General features: G+C 74.1%; 16 protein-coding genes and 2 pseudogenes. 11 read left to right on the top strand and 7 right to left on the bottom strand.

The features are described from left to right. The first annotated feature begins 114 nt into the window (after positions 1 to 114). From G443_RS20490 to G443_RS20475, 4 genes are all read left to right on the top strand, one after another. Positions 115 to 1,323, top strand: coding sequence for a cytochrome P450 (locus G443_RS20490; protein WP_026419080.1), 1,209 nt, complete (start codon positions 115 to 117; stop codon positions 1,321 to 1,323). Positions 1,324 to 2,023: 700 nt separating this feature from the next. Beyond that, complete coding sequence (locus G443_RS20485; protein WP_245588824.1) at positions 2,024 to 3,067, top strand: DUF418 domain-containing protein; 1,044 nt, start codon at positions 2,024 to 2,026, stop codon at positions 3,065 to 3,067. Positions 3,068 to 3,195: 128 nt separating this feature from the next. After that, positions 3,196 to 4,383, top strand: coding sequence for a histidine kinase (locus G443_RS20480; protein ID WP_155886149.1), 1,188 nt, complete (start codon positions 3,196 to 3,198; stop codon positions 4,381 to 4,383). Continuing rightward, the gene (locus tag G443_RS20475; RefSeq protein ID WP_026419081.1) at positions 4,380 to 5,057 is read left to right on the top strand and encodes a response regulator; all 678 of its coding nucleotides are present in this window, start codon (positions 4,380 to 4,382) and stop codon (positions 5,055 to 5,057) included. Before G443_RS20480 ends, G443_RS20475 begins: the two co-directional genes overlap by 4 nt. A 61-nt stretch (positions 5,058 to 5,118) precedes the next feature. Here the strand turns inward: G443_RS20475 and G443_RS20470 are convergent, their stop codons facing one another. Beyond that, on the bottom strand, positions 5,119 to 5,760 hold the full coding sequence (locus tag G443_RS20470) for a TetR/AcrR family transcriptional regulator (RefSeq protein ID WP_051314013.1): 642 nt from the start codon (positions 5,758 to 5,760) through the stop codon (positions 5,119 to 5,121). A 77-nt stretch (positions 5,761 to 5,837) separates the two neighbouring features. Here G443_RS20470 and G443_RS20465 point away from each other — a divergent pair, with 77 nt between their 5' ends. Both G443_RS20465 and G443_RS25190 read left to right on the top strand, forming a co-directional pair. Then, on the top strand, positions 5,838 to 7,034 hold the full coding sequence (locus G443_RS20465; RefSeq protein WP_035292200.1) for an alpha/beta hydrolase: 1,197 nt from the start codon (positions 5,838 to 5,840) through the stop codon (positions 7,032 to 7,034). A gap of 127 nt (positions 7,035 to 7,161) precedes the next feature. Further along, positions 7,162 to 7,620, top strand: a pseudogene (locus tag G443_RS25190) (TetR/AcrR family transcriptional regulator); the annotation flags it as partial. A gap of 340 nt (positions 7,621 to 7,960) precedes the next feature. On the opposite strand, the pseudogene G443_RS20455 reads toward G443_RS25190, so the two are convergent. The 3 genes and pseudogenes from G443_RS20455 to G443_RS20445 all read right to left on the bottom strand — a co-directional run. Then, positions 7,961 to 8,737: pseudogene (locus G443_RS20455) on the bottom strand (PD-(D/E)XK nuclease family protein); the annotation flags it as partial. 1,059 nt (positions 8,738 to 9,796) lie between these two features. Further along, on the bottom strand, positions 9,797 to 10,441 hold the full coding sequence (locus tag G443_RS20450; protein WP_051314014.1) for a hypothetical protein: 645 nt from the start codon (positions 10,439 to 10,441) through the stop codon (positions 9,797 to 9,799). Then, positions 10,438 to 11,388, bottom strand: coding sequence for an AAA family ATPase (locus G443_RS20445; protein ID WP_051314015.1), 951 nt, complete (start codon positions 11,386 to 11,388; stop codon positions 10,438 to 10,440). Before G443_RS20445 ends, G443_RS20450 begins: the two co-directional genes overlap by 4 nt. A gap of 305 nt (positions 11,389 to 11,693) precedes the next feature. On the opposite strand from G443_RS20445, the gene G443_RS20440 reads away from it, so the two are divergent. The 4 genes from G443_RS20440 (at position 11,694) to G443_RS20425 (ending at position 17,322) form a co-directional block, all read left to right on the top strand. Continuing rightward, positions 11,694 to 12,533, top strand: coding sequence for an SAM-dependent methyltransferase (locus G443_RS20440; protein WP_035274258.1), 840 nt, complete (start codon positions 11,694 to 11,696; stop codon positions 12,531 to 12,533). 958 nt (positions 12,534 to 13,491) lie between these two features. Beyond that, positions 13,492 to 14,616 (top strand): J domain-containing protein, encoded by a 1,125-nt coding sequence (locus tag G443_RS20435; RefSeq protein WP_026419088.1) that lies wholly within the window; start codon positions 13,492 to 13,494, stop codon positions 14,614 to 14,616. Positions 14,617 to 15,873: 1,257 nt separating this feature from the next. Beyond that, the gene (locus G443_RS20430) at positions 15,874 to 16,863 is read left to right on the top strand and encodes a hypothetical protein (protein ID WP_035274231.1); all 990 of its coding nucleotides are present in this window, start codon (positions 15,874 to 15,876) and stop codon (positions 16,861 to 16,863) included. Between the two features lie 273 nt (positions 16,864 to 17,136). After that, positions 17,137 to 17,322: a hypothetical protein gene (locus G443_RS20425; protein ID WP_026419089.1), complete on the top strand. Its 186-nt coding sequence runs from the start codon at positions 17,137 to 17,139 to the stop codon at positions 17,320 to 17,322. A 624-nt stretch (positions 17,323 to 17,946) separates the two neighbouring features. Here the strand turns inward: G443_RS20425 and G443_RS20420 are convergent. Continuing rightward, positions 17,947 to 18,918: a ferric reductase-like transmembrane domain-containing protein gene (locus G443_RS20420; RefSeq protein ID WP_026419090.1), complete on the bottom strand. Its 972-nt coding sequence runs from the start codon at positions 18,916 to 18,918 to the stop codon at positions 17,947 to 17,949. After that, positions 18,908 to 19,474, bottom strand: a complete 567-nt coding sequence (locus tag G443_RS20415) for a hypothetical protein (RefSeq protein ID WP_253860256.1) — start codon at positions 19,472 to 19,474, stop codon at positions 18,908 to 18,910. The genes G443_RS20420 and G443_RS20415 overlap by 11 nt, the downstream gene beginning before the upstream one ends. Positions 19,475 to 19,486: 12 nt before the next feature. On the opposite strand from G443_RS20415, the gene G443_RS20410 reads away from it, so the two are divergent. Then, positions 19,487 to 20,011, top strand: coding sequence for a hypothetical protein (locus tag G443_RS20410; RefSeq protein WP_253860255.1), 525 nt, complete (start codon positions 19,487 to 19,489; stop codon positions 20,009 to 20,011). 347 nt (positions 20,012 to 20,358) lie between these two features. Here G443_RS20410 and G443_RS20405 read toward each other — a convergent pair whose 3' ends face one another. Beyond that, positions 20,359 to 21,525: a SagB/ThcOx family dehydrogenase gene (locus tag G443_RS20405; RefSeq protein ID WP_051314016.1), complete on the bottom strand. Its 1,167-nt coding sequence runs from the start codon at positions 21,523 to 21,525 to the stop codon at positions 20,359 to 20,361. Between the last annotated feature and the right edge of the window lie 356 nt (positions 21,526 to 21,881).

The following is a 21,881-nucleotide window of genomic DNA, read 5'->3' as shown; positions in this document are numbered from 1 at the left end:
CTGGTGGAGCGGCGTCCGGGCGTCCCCGCGCTCGTCGGATCACGACCAGGCGGTTCCCGTCCGTCAGTCCGGCCGCGGCTGCCGGTCCCGGTGCCGCCACGAGGGAGCGCCACCATGTCGCCGGAACTCCGATTACCGCCCTACACCCTGTCCCGGGCGCCCGGCGCCCCGTTCGACCCCCCGGCTGAGCACACCGCCCAGTACGGGGACCAGCCCGTGGGCCGGGTGAGCATCTGGGACGGCAGGCTCGCGGTGTGGCTGGTGACCCGCTACGACGACGCCCGCGTCGTTCTCGGGGACCGCCGCTTCAGCGCGGCGCACGGCCACCCCTGCTACCCGAGCAGGTTCGAGGCGGAACCCCCTCGGCCCCGTGTCTTCTTCTCCTCCCAGGACCCGCCCGAACACGGCGCCCTGCGCTCCCTGGTGGCACGGGACTTCCTGGCAAGGCGGGTGACCGCACTGCGCCCCACGATCCAGCGGCTGGCTGACCAGCTGCTCGACGAGATGGCCAGCGAGAACCCCCCGGTGGACCTCGTCGAACGGTTCGCCCAGCCCCTGCCCTCGCTGGTCATCTGCGATCTGCTCGGCGTCCCCTACCAGGACCACGACTTCTTCCAACGTGCCGCGTCGACGGTCATCAGCCTGCACGTTCCGATGGAGGAGAAGCTCCGGTCCTTCGAGGCCCTGCGCGCCTTCCTCCGTGACGTGGTCAACGACAAGCGCGGTGACCCGGAGGACGACGTGCTCAGCCGCCTCGCGGTCCGGGTGCGGGCCGGCGAGCTCACCGCCGAGGACGCGGCGGACCTGGGTGTCTTCCTGCTCAACACCGGGCACGAGACCACGGCGAACATGATCGGGCTGGGGGTGGCCGCGCTCCTGGACCACCCCGACCAGATCCCCCTGGTGGTGGCCGACGACGACTCCACGGCGCGCGCCGTGGAGGAGTTGCTGCGCTACCTGACGATCATCCACGCGGGCCAGCGCCGGTTCGCGACCGAGGATGTCGACCTCGGGGGTGTCACGATCCGCGCGGGCGACGGCGTCGTGGTGTCGCTCCCGGCGGCCAACCGGGACCCCTCGGCCTTCCCTGGTTCCCCGCCGGACCGGCTGGACGTGACGCGGCGGGCACGGCACCACCTGGCCTTCGGCCACGGGGACCACCTGTGCCTGGGGCAGCAGCTCGCGAGGGCGGAGCTGCGGATCGCGTTGCGCTCGCTGTTCGAGCGGTTTCCGGGTCTCCGGCTGGCCACCCCGCTCGAGCGGATCCCGTTCAAGCACGACGCCCAGATCTACGGGGTGCACGCGCTCCCGGTCCGTTGGTGACCGGGTTCGACGTCGTGACGGGGTGAGCACCCCGGTGTCCAGGAGGGGGTCCGTGATGCGGGTCAACGTCGACGTGGACGTCTGTCGCACCGCCGGGCAGTGCGTGGTGCTCGCGCCCGACGTCGTCGACCAGTCGGCGGAGGCCGGGCGGGTCATCCCGCTCGCCGCCCCGGCGGAGGCACTGGCGGCGGGGGTTCGGGAGGGCCACCGTCGCCTGCCCTGCCCCGCATCCGGCTCACGCCCATCCGAGCGGAGGACCGGCACTCCGGTGACGTCGTCCATGCCGATCGGCCACGCCGGCGGCGTGGGGCCAGCGCGTCGCCGGCGGCCGCCGGGCCGGCGCGGCCACCCGAACGGCACGGCAGCTGGCGGGGACCCGTGTCAGCGGACACGGCGGACCGGAGCGTGACGCCGCACGCTGCCCGGTGCGACTTCCCCGGCCCCGCGCGGCGGGACGCCCCGGCATCCGGCCAGCCCCGGGTGGTGCCCGGGACCTCGGCTCCCGTCCGGGGCGGGCGCGTCGTGACCTCCCCGCGCGGCGGGTCCGGGCCCCCGACACCCCGACGACTTCCCCGGCCCCGAGCAGGCCGAGGGGGTCGGCTACCGCCGCCACCTCGGACGGTGCCTCCGCCTCGGGGAGGAGCCGGATCTCGTCATCGCGGGGGAGGCGGGCGCGGGCGCGGTGGGCCACCATCCACGCATGTCCTCGTTCCCATCACGTCCCAGCTCCGCGCCGACCACGGAGTCAGCACCGCCCGCCCCGGTACGTCCCCAGGGCAGGGTGCACGCCCTCGACGCGCTTCGAGGCTTCGCGCTGTGCGGGATCATCTTCGTGAACATCCCGCAGACCCTCGACATGATGCCGGTGCTCGGGGACGCGCCCGAGGTTCTGCGCCTGTTCGTGGTCGGCAGGTTCTACCCGATCTTCTTCCTGCTCTTCGGCGTGGGTTTCGGCCTCTTCCTGCGCTCGGCGGCCAAGCGCACCGACCGTCCCCGGCCGCTGCTGGTGCGCCGGCTGGTGGCTCTCGGCGTGGTGGGAGCCCTGCACCACCTGCTGCAACCCGGTGAGGTGCTGCTGCCCTTCGCGGTCACGGGCCTGCTGGTGCTGCTGCCGCTCAGCTTCTGCTCCGGCAGGGTCAACCTGGTCGTCGGTCTCCTGTTGACGGTCCTGGGGCTGGTGGCCGGCGTCGGAGGGCTCGGGCTGCTGCCCGGCCTCTTCGTGCTGGGTTTCGCCTTCGCGCAGCTCGGGGTGGCGACCCGTCTCCCCGAACGGACGACGGCGCTCGTCGTCTCCTCGGTGGTCGCGGCGGTGGTCGCCGCCGGCTCGTACTGGGTGGTGGTCCACAGCGGCGCCGCCGAGGGGGTGACCCGCCGCGTCGGTCTGCTGTTCTCGTTCTCGATGGCCGCCGCCTACGCCGCCGCGTTCCTCGCACTGCTGGCGGTCCCCGTGCTGGGGTCGGCCCTGACCGCGCTGCTGGCCCCGCTGGGCCGGCTGGCGTTGACGAACTACCTCTCCGCGACCCTGCTGTTCGTGGCGTTGGGAACGGCGCTCGGTCTCCCCGGCTCCTCCCACTGGGCCGTCGCCACCGCGCTCGGGGCCGGCATCCTGCTGGCCCAGGCGGTCTGGAGCCCGCTGTGGACCCGCCACTTCCGCTACGGCCCAGCTGAGTGGGCGTGGCGTTGCGTGACCTACTGGCGGTGGCTGCCAGCACGGGTGGCACCGGCGGACGGCGCCTCCCGGTGAGGAATTCCGGTGGGCGGCGCGGGCCGGCGGGCGGCCGGCCCGCGCTGGCACCAACCCGGCGGGTCCGGTGGTGGACGCGGGCCCTGACCGCCGCCGGGGCACGAACCCCCGTCGCCAGGGACGCGGTCGTGGCCCTGGGACTGGCGCTCCTGCTCGTGGTGGTCCGGGTCGGGGCGGCGCTGGCCGTCAACGGCGGCATCCTGCCGGAGCCGCTGTGGACCGTCGTCCTGATGAACCTCGTCGCCAGCGCCGACGTGGCGGTCCTCGCGATTCGGCGGCTCGTGCCCCGCACCGCGCTCGTGCTGGCCACCGTCGTCGTCCTGGTGGCCTCGCTACCGCCCTTCGTCTACCCGGGCACCGGTCTCGGGCTGGTGGTGTGCGCCTACACGGTGGGGAGCCTGTTGCCCCGCCGGCGGGTCGTGCTCACACTCGCCGTCCTCGCCCTGGTCCACGCGGTGGGTGGTCTGCTGTCGGTCGCGGTGCTCGACGGCCGCATCACCCCGCTGCCGACCTTCTGGGGCAACGACGGCACCAACGCGCGCAACCTGCTGCTGGCGTCGCTGTTCTCCTACGGCCTGGCCGGCCTCCTCGGGCTCTACACGCGGACACGGCGGGACTACCTCGACGAACTGGCCGCCAGGGTCGACCGGCTGACCGCCGAACGCGCCGAACGCGCCAAGGCCGCGGTGCGGGAGGAGCGCGCCAGGATCGCCAGGGAACTGCACGACGTCGCGGCCCACGACCTCTCCGCGATCGTCGTCCAGGCTGGGGCCGCGGACCGGCTGGTGGACCGCGACCCCGCCCTGGTGCGGGAGGCCTTGCGGGGCATCCGAGGTCAGGGGCGGGCGACGCTGTCGGCGATGCGGCAGCTGGTGGGCATCCTGCGCACCGACGCCCCCGAGGACGACCAGGGCCCGCTGCCCTCGATGGGGTCGGTCGAGGAGCTGGTGGAGGAGGCACGGCGAGCCGGGACGGTGGTCACGCTGTCGGTGTCCGGCCCCGAGCAACCGCTCCCGGTGGCGGTGGACGTCGCCGCCTACCGGCTGGTGCAGGAGGCGATCAGCAACGCCCGCCAGCACTCCCCCGGCGCCGAGGTGGCGGTCGTCGTGGTCCGGTCTCCCGAGGGTCTCGAGGTGGCGGTGCGCAACGGCGCCGCCACCACCGGTGGGGACGCGACGGGCTCCGGTGGCTACGGTCTGATGGGTATGCGGGAACGGGTGCGGCAGACCTCGGGTCGGCTGCGGGTCGGACCGACGGCGGACGGGGGTTGGCTGGTGACGGCGTGGTTCCCGACGGAACCGGAGGGGCGGGAGTGACGGTTCGGGTGCTGCTGGCCGATGACCAGGCGATGGTTCGCGCAGGGCTGCGCACCATCCTGGAGGCCGAGCCGGACCTGGCGGTGGTGGGCGAGGCCGCGGACGGCGACCAGGCCGTCCGTGAGGCACTGCGCACCCGGCCGGACGTGCTCCTGCTCGACGTGCGCATGCCGGGCACCGACGGCATCACGGCGTTGGAACGGCTGGCGGACGCCGGGCTCGATCCTCCGGTGTCGGTGCTGGTGGTGACGACCTTCGACCTGGACGAGTACGTCTTCGCGGCGTTGCGGGCGGGGGCGAGCGGCTTCCTGCTCAAGGACGTGGAACCGGACGAGCTGGTGGCCGCCGTGCGCACCACCGCCCGCGGCGAGGGACTCATCTCGCCGAGGGTGACCCGCCGGTTGATCGCCGAGTTCGCCCGCCGGTCGACCGACCCACCACCACGCGAGCCCACGCCGCTGCCCGCGCATCCGGGACTGACCGAACGGGAACGCGAGATCCTCGTGCTGGTCGCGCGGGGCCTGTCCAACGCCGAGATCGCCGCGACCCTGGTCGTGGGGCAGTCCACGGTGAAGACGCACGTCGGGAACCTGCTGGCCAAGCTGGGCTGCCGCGACCGGGTGCAGGCGGTCGTCCTCGCCTACGAACACGGTCTGGTCCGTCCCGGCGGCTAGCCCGGGACAGGGCAGGTCGGGTGCCGGGGGTGCCGGGGGTGCCGGGGGTGCCGGGGAAGGGTCAGTGCGCGGTCTCGTCCCCACCGGTGGTGGGTCGCCCCACCTTCGTGGTCAACGCCCGGACCGCCGCGTCCACCGCCGCCAGGTGCACCGCCCGCTCCTCGGGTGCGGGTCGCAACAGCAGCGACCACATCAGCCCGTCCATCAACGCGATGACCAGGCACGCCAGGGCCTCGTGGTCGTGGCCGGCTGGCAGTTCGCCCACGGATTCCGCGTAGGCGAACACCCGGGCCAGCTGGTCCCTGGCCGGGCGATCGAGTGCGGTGATCACGGCCCGGAACGCGGGGTCCACGACCGCGCGGGCGGAGAAGGCGGCCCAGATCCGGGACTCGGCGAGCCGGCCGTCGTCGAGGGGGAGGTACTCGACGACGGCCGCCCGGAGCGCGTCGGGGAAGGACATCAGACCGGGGCCGAGGCGGATCTCCGCCATGCGGCTGGCGGCCCGGCTGATGGCGGTCTCCAGTGCGAACCGCAACATCTCGTCCTTGCTGCGGAAGTAGCGCTGGACCGCGCCGACCGAGCACCCGGCCTCCGCCGAGACGGTTCGGACGCTGACCGCCTCCAACCCCTCGCGCTCGATGATGCGGAGCAGGGCGTCCGCCACGTGGTGGCGGCGTTCCTCACGGTCGACGTGCCTCGGCATACCCCCAGTCTCGCGCATACCCCCACGTAGGAATACAGTCGTATTCGATACGAACGTATTCCTACGTGGGAGGTTCCATGTCCAACACCGCGAGCGGCCGCTCACGCCAAGCCGGCCGGTGGCTCGCCCTCACCGGTGGCGCGGCGACGGGCCTGGCGGGGGCGGCGGCCGCCGCCACCGCGCTCCTCCCCATGCCGAGCCTCGAATGGTGGGCGGTGGGTCTTCTGGTGTTGGAGTTCAGCCTGCTGGTCAGCGCGGCGGGAGTCCTGGGCCTGGTCCTCGGCCTCCTGGGCGGACGACGCGCCAGCGGCCGGGGGAGGCGCTGGACCGCCACCGCCGTCGTCGCGGTGAACCTCGCGCTGGTCGTCTCGGGGGCCCTACCCGGCCTGTCCGCCTGGTCCACCGCGCGGGACCTCGGCGCCCCCCTGACCCTCGGCGGCTACCTCGACGGGCTCAGCGGCGAGGCGGACCGGGGCCCCGACGCGACCGTCCGCTACGCGGAGGTGGACGGCGAGGACCTGATGCTGGACGTGTGGCGGCCCACCACCGAACCCGCACCCGACCGCCCGCACCCCGTCGTCGTGAACGTCCACGGTGGAGCCGAGGACGCCCCGCAGAGCCCCTTCCCCCGGTGGGACGTCTGGCTCACCGAGCTCGACCACGTGGTCTTCGACGTCGACTACCGGTTCTTCCGCGACGGCGACTGGCGGACGCCGCCCGGCGACCTCAAGTGCGCGCTGGGCTGGATCGCGGCCAACGCCGAACGGTACGGGGCGGACCCGGACCGCATCACCGTGATGGGCCAGTCGGCCGGCGGGTACCTGGGGTTGCTCGCCTCGTACACGACCACCGAGGAGCTGGGGCCGACCTGCGACGCCCCGGCGGAGCCGGCGGAGGTGTCCGCCGTCATCGCCTGGTACGCGCCCGGGGACGCGACAGCGGAGATCAGCAAGCACCCGAGGTTGGGCGAGGGCGTGTGGCGCCAGCTGAGCGAGGAGACCTGGCGACTGGCCGACGAGGACTGGGTGCCCGCCTCTCCCAGCAGCTACCTGCGCCCCGACCTGCCGCCCACCCTGCTCATCCAGGGCGGGCGGGACGTCCTCCAACGGGCCGAGCGGACCCGGGCGTTCGCCGACCTGCTGGAGGAGGCCGGCGTCGACCACACCCTGGTGGAGATCCCCTACGCCGACCACCAGTTCGACCTCAGCTGGGGCGGTTTCGGCAGCCAGCTCGCCCGACACGCCATCAGCGAGTTCCTGACCACCCACGGGTGAGCGCGCTCAGCTGGGCGGCCGAGGCGGCCAACCCGGCTGGAGCACCCGACGGCCCGGTTCCGGGGCCGTGAACGCCACGGGGAGCAGGACGGTTCGTCTCGTCCCGCTCCCCGTGCCCTGTGCGCGGATGAGCACCCGGAAGGCGCCCGACTCCCGGCGGCACGGCGAACGGTCCCGCCAGGCGATCCTGTCCGCGACAAGGGACCTCATCGTCGAGCTCGGCTACCCCGGGGTCACCGTCGAGGCGATCGCGGCACGAGCCGGGGTGGGCGAGGCGACCATCTACCGGTGGTGGCCCACGAAGGGCGCGGTCGTCCTCCACTCGATCCTGGCCCTCAGCTCGCCAGACGAGGAAGACCAGGTCATGCTCCCCGACACCGGGGACCTCGAAGCCGACCTCCGCGCCGTGTCGCGGGCGACCGTCGCCGAGTTCGCCGCCCCCGCCTTCGAGCCGCCGAGCCGCGCGCTGAACACCGAGATCGCCGACGATCCCGAGCTGGCGGCCTCCTACGGGGAACGGCTCGGCGGGCCCCTGGAGCGGGCGAAGCGGGAGCGCCTCCGATCCGCGCGGCGGGCCGGACAACTCGCGGCGGACGCCGACCTCGACCTGGTGCTCGACCTGCTGTACGCGCCCGTCCACCATCGTGGGCCGCCGCGGAGCGGACCGCTCGCCCGGAGTACGCGGACGCGCTGGTCACCGCGGTCCGCGCCGCCTTCCGACCGGCCTGACGCCGCCTCGCCGCCCTCGGACGTCCCCGTTGGCACGCGGCGGCGGCACCCACCGACCGCGCTCCCGAACCCGCCAGCCCCGATCCGCCCCCGGCGCGGTCAGAACGGCGGCGCCTCCACGGCGACGGCGGCGGCGCCACTCGCGCGGGACGCCGAGGCCACCTCCGCCGGGCGTTCCCCCTGCTCGGGCACCACCCGCCGACCGGGCAGGTCCCACAGGCGGACGAGGGGCGAGGCCGGAAGTCGAGATCACGGCTCCAGGGCGCCGCCGCGTCCGCCACCCGGCGACGGGCGGCCGCGAGCAGGGCCTCATCGGTGACGTCGACCGTGTACACCCGAGCCTCCTCCCGACCCAACACCTCCAGCTCCACCGCTGCCCCACCCTGGTGCGCGTCGGCCCGCACCACCGCCGCCAGCATCAGCACGTCCACCGCCAGCGCCAGGTAACGGACCATCGCGTCCTCGACGCCGGCCGGCAGATGCCCGAGGGTGCTCTTGGTCTCCCGCCACCGCCGTGCCGCACCCGCCCGGTAGACGAGGTCCGGACTGGCGGCCACCACGACGTCCGCCGTCGAGTCGTGGACCCGGTGGACCGGTTCCACCCGAACCGACGCCACCGCCTCACCGCGCAGCGGGCACCGGTCAACGTGCTGGCGGAGGAACGGCCACGCCGCCTCGTACTCCGAGTCGGTCAACACCTCCTGGTGGGCGGGCACCCCGGTGCCCGGTTCGGGAAGGTCCTCGACCACGCAGGCGACGGCGTCCGGCCTCGCGTGCGCGGCGGCCAGCCACCGGTGCACCGCGAGACCGCGCAGCTGCGCCGGCCCGACGCCGTCCTCCTTCGGCAGGTGCAGCACGTTGTCGCCGAAGTAGCGGGCCGGACAGCCGTGGTACCGGTCCAGTTCGGACGCGCTGACCGACCGGGTGTGGGTGGCGGGTTCGGCCAGGCCCAGCAACCCCGCCGCCCTCGGCATCGCGGGACACGTGGAAAGCCAACCGCACTGGTCGCAGTCGCGCCCCGGGCTCAGGCGGGTACCGCTGATGAGCTCGGCGATGACCGGACGCGCCTCCCGCTGGTAGAAGTCCCGCACCTGCGCCTGGGAACCGAGGTCGGCCACCACCGCCGTTCCGCCGTCCCCCAGGCCCACCTCGACGACCGTCACCCGGTCCGGCCGCCCGTCGCCCTGCCGTCCGTCCGCCGTCTTCCCGTCCAGCGCGAGCTTGGCCGCCACGGCCGCCCACCGGTGGCTCTCCGCGCCGTCGCGGGCGGAGCCCACCCGCAGCCGACGCACCTCCCGCAGCGCACCGTCCGGGCTCTCATAGTACAGGCCCCAGGCCGTCAGTTCCCGGTTCCCGTGCGTGATCTGCCGTTCACCGACCAGGGACAGCGGCCCCACCTCGTCGACCCGCTCGTCGTGGGCCTCCAGGTAGTTCCAGACCGCCGCGTCCAGGAAGCTCCGGGCCAGCGCGTGGAGGGCGACTCCGCTCCTGCTGACCTCCCGCCCCGCCGCGCGGATCGCCTCCTGCTCGTCAACACCCCGGTGCACCGAGGTGACCGCGCCGACCACGGCACCGAGCAGGAACGGCCACGGCTCGGGACGGCGGACGGACCTGTCCGCCGGCGCCACCCCGGGACGGGTCGCCAGGTTCAGCCGCCCGGGGCAACCGCCCCCCACCTGGTCGAGAAGGGAAGCCTTCACCCGCACCCGGTCCGGGCGCCCCCGGTAGGCCAGGTCCGCCGGCAACGACTCGCTCATGTCGTCCTCCTCCCAGTGGGCGGGCGCCCGACACGTCCCGCCCCGCGTCCCGAGCCAGGACGGGACTGGTGCCGTGGCCGCCCACCGCCTCCGGAAGCCGCGTGGTGTCCAGCCCTGGAGCGCGATGCCCGCTCGCGGCCCCCACGCCGTGGTTGGGCGGTCAGCGCGCGCCAGCCGATCACCCCGCCTGTATACCAACACCGAGGCGCGTGATCCCGGCTGGTCGTCGCCCCACCACTCGCCCTGGTCCGACCGGTCACCCGCATGGCGGGGGTCTCACCTGCCCAGGCGCGCCGCCACCTTGTCGATCTCGTCCACCATCTCCCGCCAACCCCGCAGCCGTGAGACGGGGCCCGCGGGATCAAGCCCGTTCAGCAGTTCGCGGCGGTGGGAGTTGCACCGCTGCCGCACCTCGCGGCGTCGACGGCCAGTCGCGGCAGCGGCCTCGAGCAGGCACCGCTGGAGGCGTTCCTTCGGGTTGCCGATCCGTTCCACCTCGCCCGGCGGCGGCAGCGGGATCGGCTGCCTGCCCCTCGGGTTCCCCGCCCGCTGCCTGATCGCGGCCCCATCCAGCAGGAGCCACGACTCCGTCATCCGAATCGGTACCACCGGGATCGCCTCCTGCGCGATGGAGCAGGAGGCGACCGCGTCCAGGATCTCGGTCCGCCGGGCATCCGAGCCCGCGTTGTCCGCGTCGCGGTGCACGACCAGGACAACCACCGGCTCCGACCTCAGCAGGTCCCGGACGCAGTAATCACGGCGTCTCGGCAGGTCCTTGGGAACGCGGGGCAGCTTCGTGAAGTCCGGTGTGCTCAGCCGCAGCGGGACATCCCGTTCGAGGAAGGGCGTCTCCACGAGACGCGCCAACGGTAGGTCCGAGGTCCCCTCGGCCAGGAAGAGTCCGGAGTACGAGGAATTCATGCCAACCCCTCCTCGAAGAGCTGGGTCTGGGCACCGGGCGGCGTGACCAGGTAGGCAAGGACGTCGACTTCGGAGAAGCTCTCGCCGCGTCCGTCGTTGGCCCGGTCGCGCCAGGAACGGCGGAACGGCAGCAACGACAGCGCCGACACGATCCTCCCGTCAGGGAGTCGGCGGGGACGGAGATCGGCGAGGAGCAGATCGTCCTGGGAACACTGGCGCACGACACCCGGGGAATGGGTGTTGACGATGACCTGGCGGAACGGGTTGTCCGGATCGGGCTCCTCGCTGGCGTCCACGGCGAGGTCGCGGATGAGATCCACCACCGCCGACAGGTTCGCGGGATTCACGCCGTTCTCCGGCTCCTCCACGCAGATCAGCCCGGTGAACGTGGGGTCCTCCATCAACACGCAGAGCGCGAGGAACCTCAGGGTCCCCTCGGAAAGCCCGCGAGCGGGTAGCCGAAATCCCCCCTTCTCCTGGAGGAAGAGCGTGAACACCTCGCGCACTGGATCCGGTTCCACGGCCAGTCGTTCGGCGCCGACGCCCACCAGGTCCGTCAGCCGGTCCACCACCCGCGCGAAGACGGCCTCGGGATCGTCCTGCCCGGCCGCACCGCCCGCCTTCTCGGTGGCGATCCGGTGCAGTGTCGAGGCCAGGTGCTTCCCGCTGGTACTCATCGACCTCGGCGCGGAGAAGGCGTCCGGAGCCCGCAGGGCGGAGGGCTCGAGCGCGAGCCTCCTCCAACTCCGCATCTCGCGCCGAGCCGCGAGGATCGTCGGGTAGTCGTTCGTGGTCACGGTGCTCAGCACGGTCCGTCCGGTACGCGCGGCGGCCCGAGGCTGGGGTTTCCCCCGGCTTCCCCCGTCGCCGTGCACGTTGATGACGGTGCCGTTCTCCCGCTCCTCCGTGGACAGGTAGGGCCCACCTGACCGCCGCCCCCTGACCACGCTGTCCCGGAACCGCTTCGACGGGCCGAACGGCAGGTGCCGCGCGGCCTCGGTTCGGTTGATGCCGTCGCGGCTGGACCGTCCACCCGCACGAGCTTCCCCAGGCGGGGCGCGCCTCCACCGGCACGTGCCATCAGCGCAAGATCCAGGCTCGATCGGCGGTGACGAGCAAGGACAGATCACCGGTACTACTACTGTTGGTAGTCGAGCGAGCCGGCAGCGGAGCCACTGTTCACCCTTCGGACCCCTTTGCCTACTCTTTGGGGTGATCCATTTCCGGCGTTACGTGAGTGGGGCTGCTGCACATGTCAGGCGCGGACGAAGCACAGACCGGCGGATTCCTGCCGAGCGAGATCGACACCACCCGGCCCAGCATCGCGCGGGTCTACGACGCGTTCGTGGGTGGGAAGGACAACTTCGAGGTGGACCGCGAGGTCTACCGCCAGATCCTCCAGATCGCCCCCGAGGCCGCCGACACCGGCCGGCTCTGCCGGGCGTGGCTGATCCGGGTGGTCCGGTTCCTCGCGGGCGAGGCCGGGATCACCCAGTTCCTCGACCTGGGTTCCGGGCTTCCCACGGCGGAGAACACGCACCAGGCCGCGCAGCGGGTGAACCCCGAGGCCAGGGTCGTCTACGTCGACAACGACCCGGTGGTCGCCGCGCACGGACGGGCCCTGTTGGAGGAGAACGACCGCACCAGGTTCGTCGCCGGCGATCTGCGGCACCCGGCGACGCTGCTCGCGGACCCCGTCATCAGCGCACACCTCGACCTGTCGCGGCCGATCGCGCTGATCCACTCCAACACCCTGCACCACGTGCCGGACGAGGACCGCCCTGGCGAGGTGATGTCGGCCTATGTCGACGCGTTGGCCAGCGGCTCATACCTGGCCATCAGCCACCTGCACATGCCCGCTCCCGACGACGAGCACCACGCGCTGGCGCAGGAGGCCCAGGTCAAGTTCCTCCACCTCATGGGCAGCTGCATCTTCCGGAGCCGTGAGCGGATCGCCGGCTTCTTCGACGGCGTGGAGCTGGTGGAGCCCGGTCTCGGCTACCTGTTCGACTGGTGGCCGGACGGCCCGCAGGACACCCCGCCAGCACGCGGGGACCACCTGCTGCTCGGCGGCGTCGGCCGCAAGCCCTGATCGCGGGCCGCGACGGCGAGGGGCGAGGGCGGAGGAGGCGCTGACCGGCCGCCGGGGCTGACGCCCCGTCCGGGCACGGCACCGGCCAGCGCCGTCCGCACCGGGTCGGGGACCGCACCCCGACCCGGTGCCGGAACCGCCGGCCGCACGGCGAGCCAGGTGGGGATGCCGGATCCGGCCTCGAACCCGTGCGGAGACCGGCGGCACCTCGGACGGACGAACCCGGCGTAGCGGTCGACGGACGCCGTCCGCCAGCGAGCACCGGGCCCCGTCGGTCCGGTGACGGCGACATCCCGTCCTCGGCAACGGAGCCACCCGCCCGCCACCGGTCCGCGCCGAGGGCCACCGACACCGCCGTCGAACCGTGCCACCCCGGCCCGAGACGACCGGGCGAACGGACGCGATCGGCGCCACCTCCTCGCCCGACGGGCCCGGCCCGGCGCCCCGGCCGGTGGAACGCCCGGCTCCGCCAGCGCACCTGGGGAGAACGGCGTGTGCGCGGAGGACGAACGCTCCCCGGCCGCGAACAGCCTGCCGGCCCCACCGCCCGCCGCCCGCCGCCGCGGCCTCCTGTTGGCGCGCTCGGTCGGGCGCGATGGAACACGGACGGGGCCGCTCGGGGCGCGAGGCCGCCGAGAGCGCGGAGCACCGACCCGGAGCACGCGGAGCCACGAGCCCACCCCGCCGCCCCCGAGCACCGGACCAGGCCGCTCCCCCGGTGCGGGGCCGGACGCGGTGTGCGCACCGGACCGGGCGGCGATGCCACACCCGCGAAGCCGACGCCGGGCACCCGGGTGCCGTCACCCACCGTGGACCTCCCCCGCGAGAGACGTGCCTGACCGCCCCGGCACCATGATCAACGGACGCCCCCGCGAGGCGCACCCGGCGGCTCGCCCCGCCCGGGACGCCTCTCCTACCGTGTCCGCGCACGCACTGACGGCGATCGGAGTTCCGCACCGTGGTCGACCACTACGAACTGCTCGGTCTGTCCCGTGACGCGACCACCGCCGAGGTCAAGTCGGCCTACCGCCAGCTCGCCAAGACGATGCACCCGGACGCGGGTGGCACGGCGGGCGCGTTCCGGCTGCTCCAGGACGCCTACGAGACGCTGACCGACCCGCTCCTGCGCCGCCAGTACGACCGCGACCGCGCCAGGGCCGCCGCGCCGCCGGCCGCTCCAGGGGACTCCCGCTCGCCCTCCCGCTGGCACTCACGGCGACGCGGCCACCGCCGTCCCTTCGGCACCGACCCCGATTTCGTCCCGCCCACGCCCAAGGTGGATCCCGACGACCTCGACTGGTGGACGACCGTCCGGGAGACCGACCACGTCCGGCACGTCCCTCCCGCCGGCTGCGGGCACGCCCCACCTCTCGCGGCCACCGGGCTGTGGGCGGCGCTGCTCGCGCTCGCGCCGGTGATGGTCGGCTCGCCCGTCTCGCTGATGATGTGGCTGCTGCTGGTCGCGGCCGCCGCGGGCTGGGTGATCCGGATCGTGCGCCGCCAGCTGGCCGCGAGCCGGACGGACCGCGCCTTCGCCGAGGAGTTCGGTGACACCCGCGTCTTCGGCCGGCCGGGAGCGGAGCGGGACGAGGTCGCCGAACAGCTCACCGCCGACCTGCTGACGACGTACCTGACCCGGATCCCCGGGGTGCGGATCTTCCACGGGTTGGCCATGCCCGACTCCGTGTTCTCCGATGTCGACCACGCGGTGCTCTGCGGCCGCAGGCTGGTCCTCGTCGAGTCGCGGGCCTGGCTGCCCGGCCACTACGCCGTCGACGAGGACGGGGAGCTCTGGCGCAACGGGCACCCGTTCCGGGGTGGGAGCGTTCGCCTCCCCGACGTGGTCGCCGCCTACCGCCGGCTGCTGCCCGGAGTCGAGGTCCGGGGGGCGCTGCTCCTCTACCCGAGCCGGGCCGGCGAGATCACCACCGAGGAGGACGACGGTTCGATCTCCGCCCCGATGACCCCGGAGCGGTTCGTCGACGAGGTCGGCGCATGGTTGGCCGAGGACCCCACGGCCGTGGACGCCGACCTGTTCAAAGCGGTCCTGAACCAGGTGGTGTCCGCCTCGGCCCGCTCCTGACCCGGGCCTTCCGGTGCCGGACGACCCGAGCGGCCGCCAGCGGACGGGATCGGCGTCCCACCCGAGGCATGACCGCGGCCCCGGTGGGGTAGTCAGGAGGTGCCGGCGCGGTCGTGTCCCCCGGGCTCAACACTCGGCCGTCGCGGAATACCGGTCCGGCCGGAGCCGCGTTCGGGTCATCGCCGTGAGGCGACCGCCGCGCCGGCCCTACTTGGGCTCCCCAGCTCCTCCGCCGGAGGGCACCCGCCGTCCGAGTGGCGCCCCCACCACGGTCGGTGTCGTGGACGGTGCGCGACCTCCTCCGAGGAACGTCCTCCCCACCGGCGGGCCGTGCTGCGCCCGGCGCAGTACGACACCAGGTGCCGTCGGCCATCCGGACCAACCGACCTCGGATCCGTACCCACGGTGACCGAGCTGCGCGACCATGGCGGGAGGCGCACCGAGCACGGGAGGTCGTGGTGTCGGACCGCACGGAGGCATCACCGCACTCGCCCGCCCAGGAGCGCCGTCGACCAGCTCCTCGACGCCCTCCGCAGCGTGACCGGCGAAGTGCTCGACCACTCGCGCGGCGCGGCGTTCCGAGTAGCCCGTGGGAGGAGACCACCCGGACGCCGCCACCGCGCCGGACATCCCGGTCCCGAGCTTCTTCCGTTCCCCCACGCGGTGTCCCGTCCCAACCCTCAGCCGGTGCCCGACGTCGATTGAGGCATCAGGCCAGCCGGGCACTCCGCCACGGTCTCCGCGCAGGTCAGCACGGCCAGGCCGCCACGGGGCGCCGCGGGTCAGGCCAGCGGTGAGGGCCACGGCTGAGGAGGGGCGGCACGCGAGCCCGGGCGGGGTCCCTGGCGTCCGGAGGAGCACGAGGGGCGTGGGCTGGACCGCGGGTTCGAACCAGGCCCGCGCCCGGGTGCCCGGCTCGGCCCGGCCGAGGCCCCTCCCAGCCCGACCACGGCCGCCCGACACCGCCGAGTGGCCCACCTGGCGCGCCACCGGCCACCGGCGCCGCTCTCCCCCGGACGCCCCCTCGGCGCGGCGGCCGTCCGCGTGGTCGCCGGTCCCGCCGTGGTCCGCCCGGATGGCGGCGGCTCGGAACGGGAACGGTGCGCACGGGTCCCTCGGGAGGCCCACCCGAACGGCAGCGGCTGCCCGCCGGGCGGTCACGGTGAGCAGTCGAGGCGCACGACACCGGATGGCCGCTCCATGTCCCGCCGCGACGGATCCGCCGGCGGTGCCACCGCAGCGAGAGGACGAACCGCGATGAGACACCCCGCACGGTCAGGTGGGGAGCGGGAGCCGCAGCGACTGCTGAACCTCGCCGCCGCCGAGCTGCGTCGTGGCCTTGCCCCCGGCTGGTCGTCCGTGCAGGTGCTCTGCCGGGCGGCCGGGCAGCACGCCGAGTGGGAGGTGTGGGTGGTGATGCCGGACGGCACCAGCCACCGCGTCCCACCGCCGGAGGGCCTGCCGCCGCTGCTCGACCGGGTCAGGACGACCATGTACCAGCCGGGGACCGGGACGTGGGTCAGCGGAGTCCTCGTCCTCGACCAGAAGGCGGGTTCCTTCGAACAGCGGTGGGAGTTCGACAGGGAACCCCGCTGGGCCATCCGACCTCCCCCCTCGGTCTGGCTGGAGGAGCTGCGCCGACACCCCCGGGACGACGAACGGCTGCCCAGCTGGTGGCGGGACCACCTGGCGCGGGTCCAGCCGACCGGGACCTCCCCCGCCAACCAACGCCCACCCACCGAGGTGGCGGCCCCGCCGACCCCCGACCGGCCGGACGGGGTGCCGCGACGCGGCCGGGCCCGGCCGGGCAGGGACCGCCGCGCGACGGCCGGCCCGCCCACGGCCCCCGGCACAACCCCAGCGGCGACCCGCGCCGAGTTGCGCCAGGCACGGGTGTTCGACGGTTCCGACCCCGACGGGCGCCCCCGTGCCACCCGCGAACAGGTCCCCCCCGCCGAACGCTCTCCCCTGCTCTCCTACCTGGAGAACGCGCCGACCGTGTCGGCCGTGGCCACCGGCCCCGACGAACTGGACCCCGCCCTGCCGGCCACCGTGCCGCACACCCTGCACTCCGACGGCGTCTGGGTCTGGTCCGGTGCCGTCCCCTACTACCTGCGCGAACACGACGTCCCCCCCGAACCGGACCTGGTGGCGCACGTGCGGTCGCGCCGGTTCCGGCTCCCCGTGCCGCCGGCGGCCGAGCTGGACCCGGTACCCGGGAGCGTCGAGGAGCACGCCGAGGAATAGACCGAGGGAGGTCGGCGTTGATCCGAGCGGTCGGCACGGGGCTGGTCCCCCGGGCTCAACACTCCTACCGTCGCGGAACACCGGTTCGGCCGGAGCCGCGTTCGGATCTCCGCCGAGAGGCGACACCCGTGCCGACCCCGACCCTCACCGATCCGCCCGCTCCCAGCGTCCGACTTCCCTCCCGCCGCTCCCGCGAACGGATCCGGCCCCGAAATCCTCAGGCGGATGTGCTCCGGACGCGTCCCGGCGACGACGTCGGGGTACCCCAGGAGCATGGAACGACACGACCGAGACGGGCTGAACCCGCAGCCGCCCCTGGCTCCGGACACGCCCACCCCGCCGGAGCTGGACGTCCGGCTACCGGAGTTGGACATCGACGCGGAGGACCTGGCGGCGGTGGACCCGGAGCTCGACACGGCGGACTCGGTGGACAGCTCCGACCAGGAACCGCCGGACTGACGTTGCCGCCGGTGGTGGCTCGACAGCGCCGGGGCGGCGGGTCCGCCCGGTCGCGGCCGCACTCCTAGTGCCGAGCCGCCCCGGTGGGTCCACGTTCGAGGAGGAGGCCCGATGACGCGCGACCGCCGACGGCGCCGGGGTGCGGGTGCGCGTGGCTCCCCGTCCTCGCCGCGTCCCGCCGACGGGACCCGTCACTCCACCTCCCGAGCCCCCGACGACCCGGCTCGGCGGGATCGGGAGGAGCCATCACCGGACTTCCCGGGCACGCCCGAGCCGGACGACAGCCCACGGGAACCCGCCCGTGACGACGTGCCGCCCGTGCCGGAACCCGACGAGCAGCCGACCTGGCCGGAACCCGACGCGGTCCCGCCCACCCCGGAACCACCACGTCACCCCCGCCGGCCGCACCCCGACCTCGGTCCGGACAGCGCACCCCCCGCATAGGCGCGAGCGCCCCAGCCGCGTCCCACGTGCGCAAGGGCCTCACCAGCCCAGCTCCGCCACGGCCATCGGTCGGCGCCCCCCGGCTCGCCTCGTCCCGGGGTCCGCTGGCCCTCGCCGACGATGATCGGAGGCCGGCGCCCGCGCCGGCGCTCGGCCTCCCACTCCGCTGCCGTGCCACCGTCAGTGGCCGTGCCCCGAGTGGTCGTGCCCCTCGTGGTCCCCGTGGTGGTCGTGCCCCCCACCGTCACTCGTGCTGGTCTTCGGGTAGTCCTCGCGGTCGGCGCCCCCGGTGTTGCCGGTGGCGATGACGACGAGCAGCGCCACCACGACCGCCGCCGCACCGAGCCGCAGCACCAGGGAACCGACGTCGCGCGCGCTGAGGCCAGCGGACCACTCCGAGGGACGCCACGGCACCCGTTCACCACGCCGCGCCGGGTACAGGAGCCGCCACAGGAACAGCAGGGCCACCGGGATCTGCATCACCCAGAGAACGGTGCGCAGGCCACCCGTGAACCACACGTTGGTGCCCCACAGGAACGTGTGCCAGATCCCGAGCACGTAGACGACGATGATGAACCGGTGCGTCATCCGCCACAGGCGAGGGCCCATCCGGTTCCGCACGTAGTAGGTCAGCCCCATCGGCAGGGCCAGCCAGAAGGCGATCACACCGATCGCCACCGCGAACCGCCCTGGCGCGTGCGAGTAGAGCCCGGGCACGAACGCGCCGAGCAGGTCGTTCCCGCTGTCCCAGCTGAGCACCAGGGCGTGGGCGAATATCAGGGCGATGACCGTCAGGCTGGTCGTCCGGTGCAGCCGTTCGATGGTGGCGGGACGCAGCCTGATCCACGCCGGCCGGCTCCCGCCGACGAGCAGGCCGAACAGCACCGTGACCCAGGACCACAACAGGGCCGACCAGCCGAAAGCCTGGCTGAGCCAGTAGGGCCAGTTCGCGGCGGCGTCGGCCATGAAGGGCATCACCAGGGCCGTGTCCGACGTGCCGTTGTCGATCCGCCAGTGCAGGATCCCGTAGACCGACGCCGTCACCAGCAGGGCGATCGCCAGGTCCGGCAGCATGGCTCTGAGGTCGGACCGCAGGGTGCGGTCCCTCCTGTCGCGGCGCGGAGCGGGCGCCGCTGGTTCGTCAGTGTGCATTGCTCCTGGTCCTCCTCGTTCGCCCCGGCCGGCCACGGTGCCGACCGGGTGGGTCGCCGGCCCTTCCCCGGCCGGCGGACGACGGCGGTGTGGTGCTCCCCGCCGCCGAGATCTCCCCGTCCACCACGGCCAGCCGACCGCGACACGCGAGCGCCAGCAGCGCGGCGAGTCCGCCGGAGGAGGCCGCGGCCAGGACGGCGGGCTGGTATCCGGACGACGCGGCCAGGCCGCCGAGCGCGTTGCCGGCGGCGGCGCCGGTGAAGGTCGCGGTGATGCCGCGGGCGACGGCCTCGGTGCCGGCCCCGGCGCGGGCGTGGCGGGCCACGAGATCGAGGGTGTGGACCACGACGGGCCCCGACCACCAGCCCGCGGTGGCGGCCAGCGCCACCGGTGTCACGGGCCCCTCGTCGACGGCGAGGAGCAGGGTGGCCGCCGTGTACCCGGTCAGGAGCAGCGGTATCGCTCGCGCCGGCGTGGCCCCGGCACACCGGCCACCGGACCACGGCCCACCGCGCACGCCGCCCACCCCGAACGACGCCACCGCGAGGCCGAGCACCCCGGACATGGTGTGTCGGCGCCCGAACACCGCGAACGCGACGCGCAGGGCGCCCAGCACACCGCCGTCCACCACGGCGACGGCCAGTACCAGGGGGCACGGGGACGCGGCGAGGGCGGCGAGCACGCCCCTGGGCCGGCGACGCCTCCTCGCGCCAGCACCGGGTACGTCACCACCCGGGGCCGGGTACCGGCGGGCGCGGTCGGCCCGCCGCCGCCCTCAGCGTCCCGGGTGGCCAGCAGTGCGAGGAACCACGACGCCGCGCGGAGGACCAACACCGCCCCGCCCGGCACCGTCGTGGCCGACCCCGCCGCCGCCGCGATCGCGGCCGCCGACAGCGGACCGCCCACCAGGGCGAGGTCAAGGGTCGCGGCGTCCACCGCCAGCGCGGCCCGCCGGGTTTCCGGTGCGGGCACCACCTCGGACCAGGGGGCCCGCTGCTCCGGGGCCACCCGGAGCAGGGTGGCCCCGGACGCGAACGCCACCAGCACCGGGCCGGCCCGGCGGCCGGCCCGCCCAGCGCGACCACCAGTGTGACGAAGCAGCCCGGGTTGGTCGGGGCGAGGACCACCGTCGACCGCCGAGGGCCGAACAGGTCCACCCGCCGACCCTGCCACGGCACGGCCGTCGCGTCGCCGATCGCCGCCGCGCCGCTCACCCACCCAGCATGTGCGTGGGAATCCGTGGCCTGTACCGCCAGCAGCAGCACTCCCACCGGGTACGTCCGGAGCGCCACCCTGGAGAGCAGTGCGACGGCCACCATCCCGGTGACCCCTGGTTGACCAGCGAGTTCCCGGTAGCGGGACGGCAGGGGTCGCAGCGGCCAGCTCCGGCTGGCCGCTGGTGCTCCGTCTCCTCCGGACGCGGCTGGTCGGCCGGCCGGCTCAACCGGTTCCGTCGGGACCCGCCGTCAGACTCGACCGGTCGACCAGCCCGGCGCGGGTGACCCCCTTCGGCATGCCGTTCTCGGCGAGCACGGGATGTCCCGCGCCGAACATGTAGACCGTGCCCTCCTCGAAGCCGTCGACACCGAGGGAAGCGTCGGTCTCGTCGTCCCGGAACGCGGCGCTCTGCCAGGCGCCCAGCCCGAGCGCGGTGGCCGTCAGCACGAAGGTCTGGCCGAGGTGTCCCGCGCTGAGCAGGGTCACCCGCAGCGCCCGCGAGTTCCGGTACTTGTACATGGTCCGTTCGAACACGGCGGTCACGAAGCACACGAACGCCGAGGGCGTGCACATCTCCGACTCGTAGGTCAGCCGGTGCAGCCGGGCCCGGTCGAAGTCGGCGTCCACCAGTTCGAGCGCGTGCGACTCCCCGTCGTAGTGGTACAGGCCGGGCGGGACCCCCTCCACGTCGAGCACCGCCACGTAGCCCTCGAGTTCGTGGCGGGCGCCACCGCACGGGCTGGTGCGCAGCATGAGCGTTCCCAGGTCACCGGCGTCGTAGAGCTGGGTGGGCGCGAAGGTGTAGTGCAGGACCGAGGACAGGTCCCGCATGCTCACCTCCGCCCCGGTGAACACGCGGTGGGTGCGGCGGCGCAGCAGGACGTCGCCGAAGTCGTCGGTCATCCGCCGCACGTCACGGGGCAGGTAGACCCGGGGAGCCCCCGGGTAGTGCTTGAAGATCGCCGGCGGGGTCCCCCCGGTCTCCCGCACCCAGCGCGCGTCCGCCCGCCGCTGTTCCACGCTGTCGCCGGTGTAGATCGCGTTGCGGGTGCCGAAGTGGAAGAACCGCGCGTCCTCGCCCCAGTCGCGCCAGGCCGTCAGGAACCGTTCCTCCCGGTCGGCGGCCGACCTGGGGACGAGCAGCCCGTCCTCGGCGAGGAGTTCCACCGCGGCGCGGACCGAATCGGGATCGTGGTCGGGGTGGTCGGCGACCACCGCCTCCACGTCGGTCCACTCCTCGAACAGGCTGAGCAGCCGCACCGCCTCGGCGTCCACCGCCACCGCGTTCTCCGTCTCCTCGTCGGTGGAACGCGGTTCCAGGTAGTTCTCCGCGGTGAGTTCGCCGTCGTGCCAGTACAGGGCGAGACTGCGCGCGCGTCGGTATTCCATGCCACCCCTGCTTCCGCTGCTGGGTCGGCCGCGCTCGAACGGCCGTGGACAAGCTTGACGTCGGGACCGGTGGGACCGACCCGGCTCCGCCCCCGCCACCGGGCGCGGGTGGGAGGGCCGGGAACGCGGTGGGGACCGCGTTCCCGGTGGGTCGGCGGCCCGGCGGCGTCCGAGGACACCGGCCGGACCGCCGACCGTCAGCCCGCGGCACCGTTCGGCGACGCGGGTCCCCGCCCGGATCAGGCGTGGTTGTTCAGGATGCGGGTGCGGGTCCGCTTGCGACGCACCTTCAGCTCGACCTTCTTCTTCATCGTCGGCACCTCCCTTCACGATCGGCGGGACCGGGACGGGGTGTC

The sequence above is a fragment of the Actinoalloteichus caeruleus DSM 43889 genome (assembly GCF_000429185.2).
In the GTDB taxonomy this organism is placed as follows: Bacteria; Actinomycetota; Actinomycetes; order Mycobacteriales; family Pseudonocardiaceae; genus Actinoalloteichus_B; species Actinoalloteichus_B caeruleus.
The sequence above is the reverse complement of the archived record's forward strand: the minus strand, read 5'-3'. Positions and strand labels throughout refer to the sequence as shown.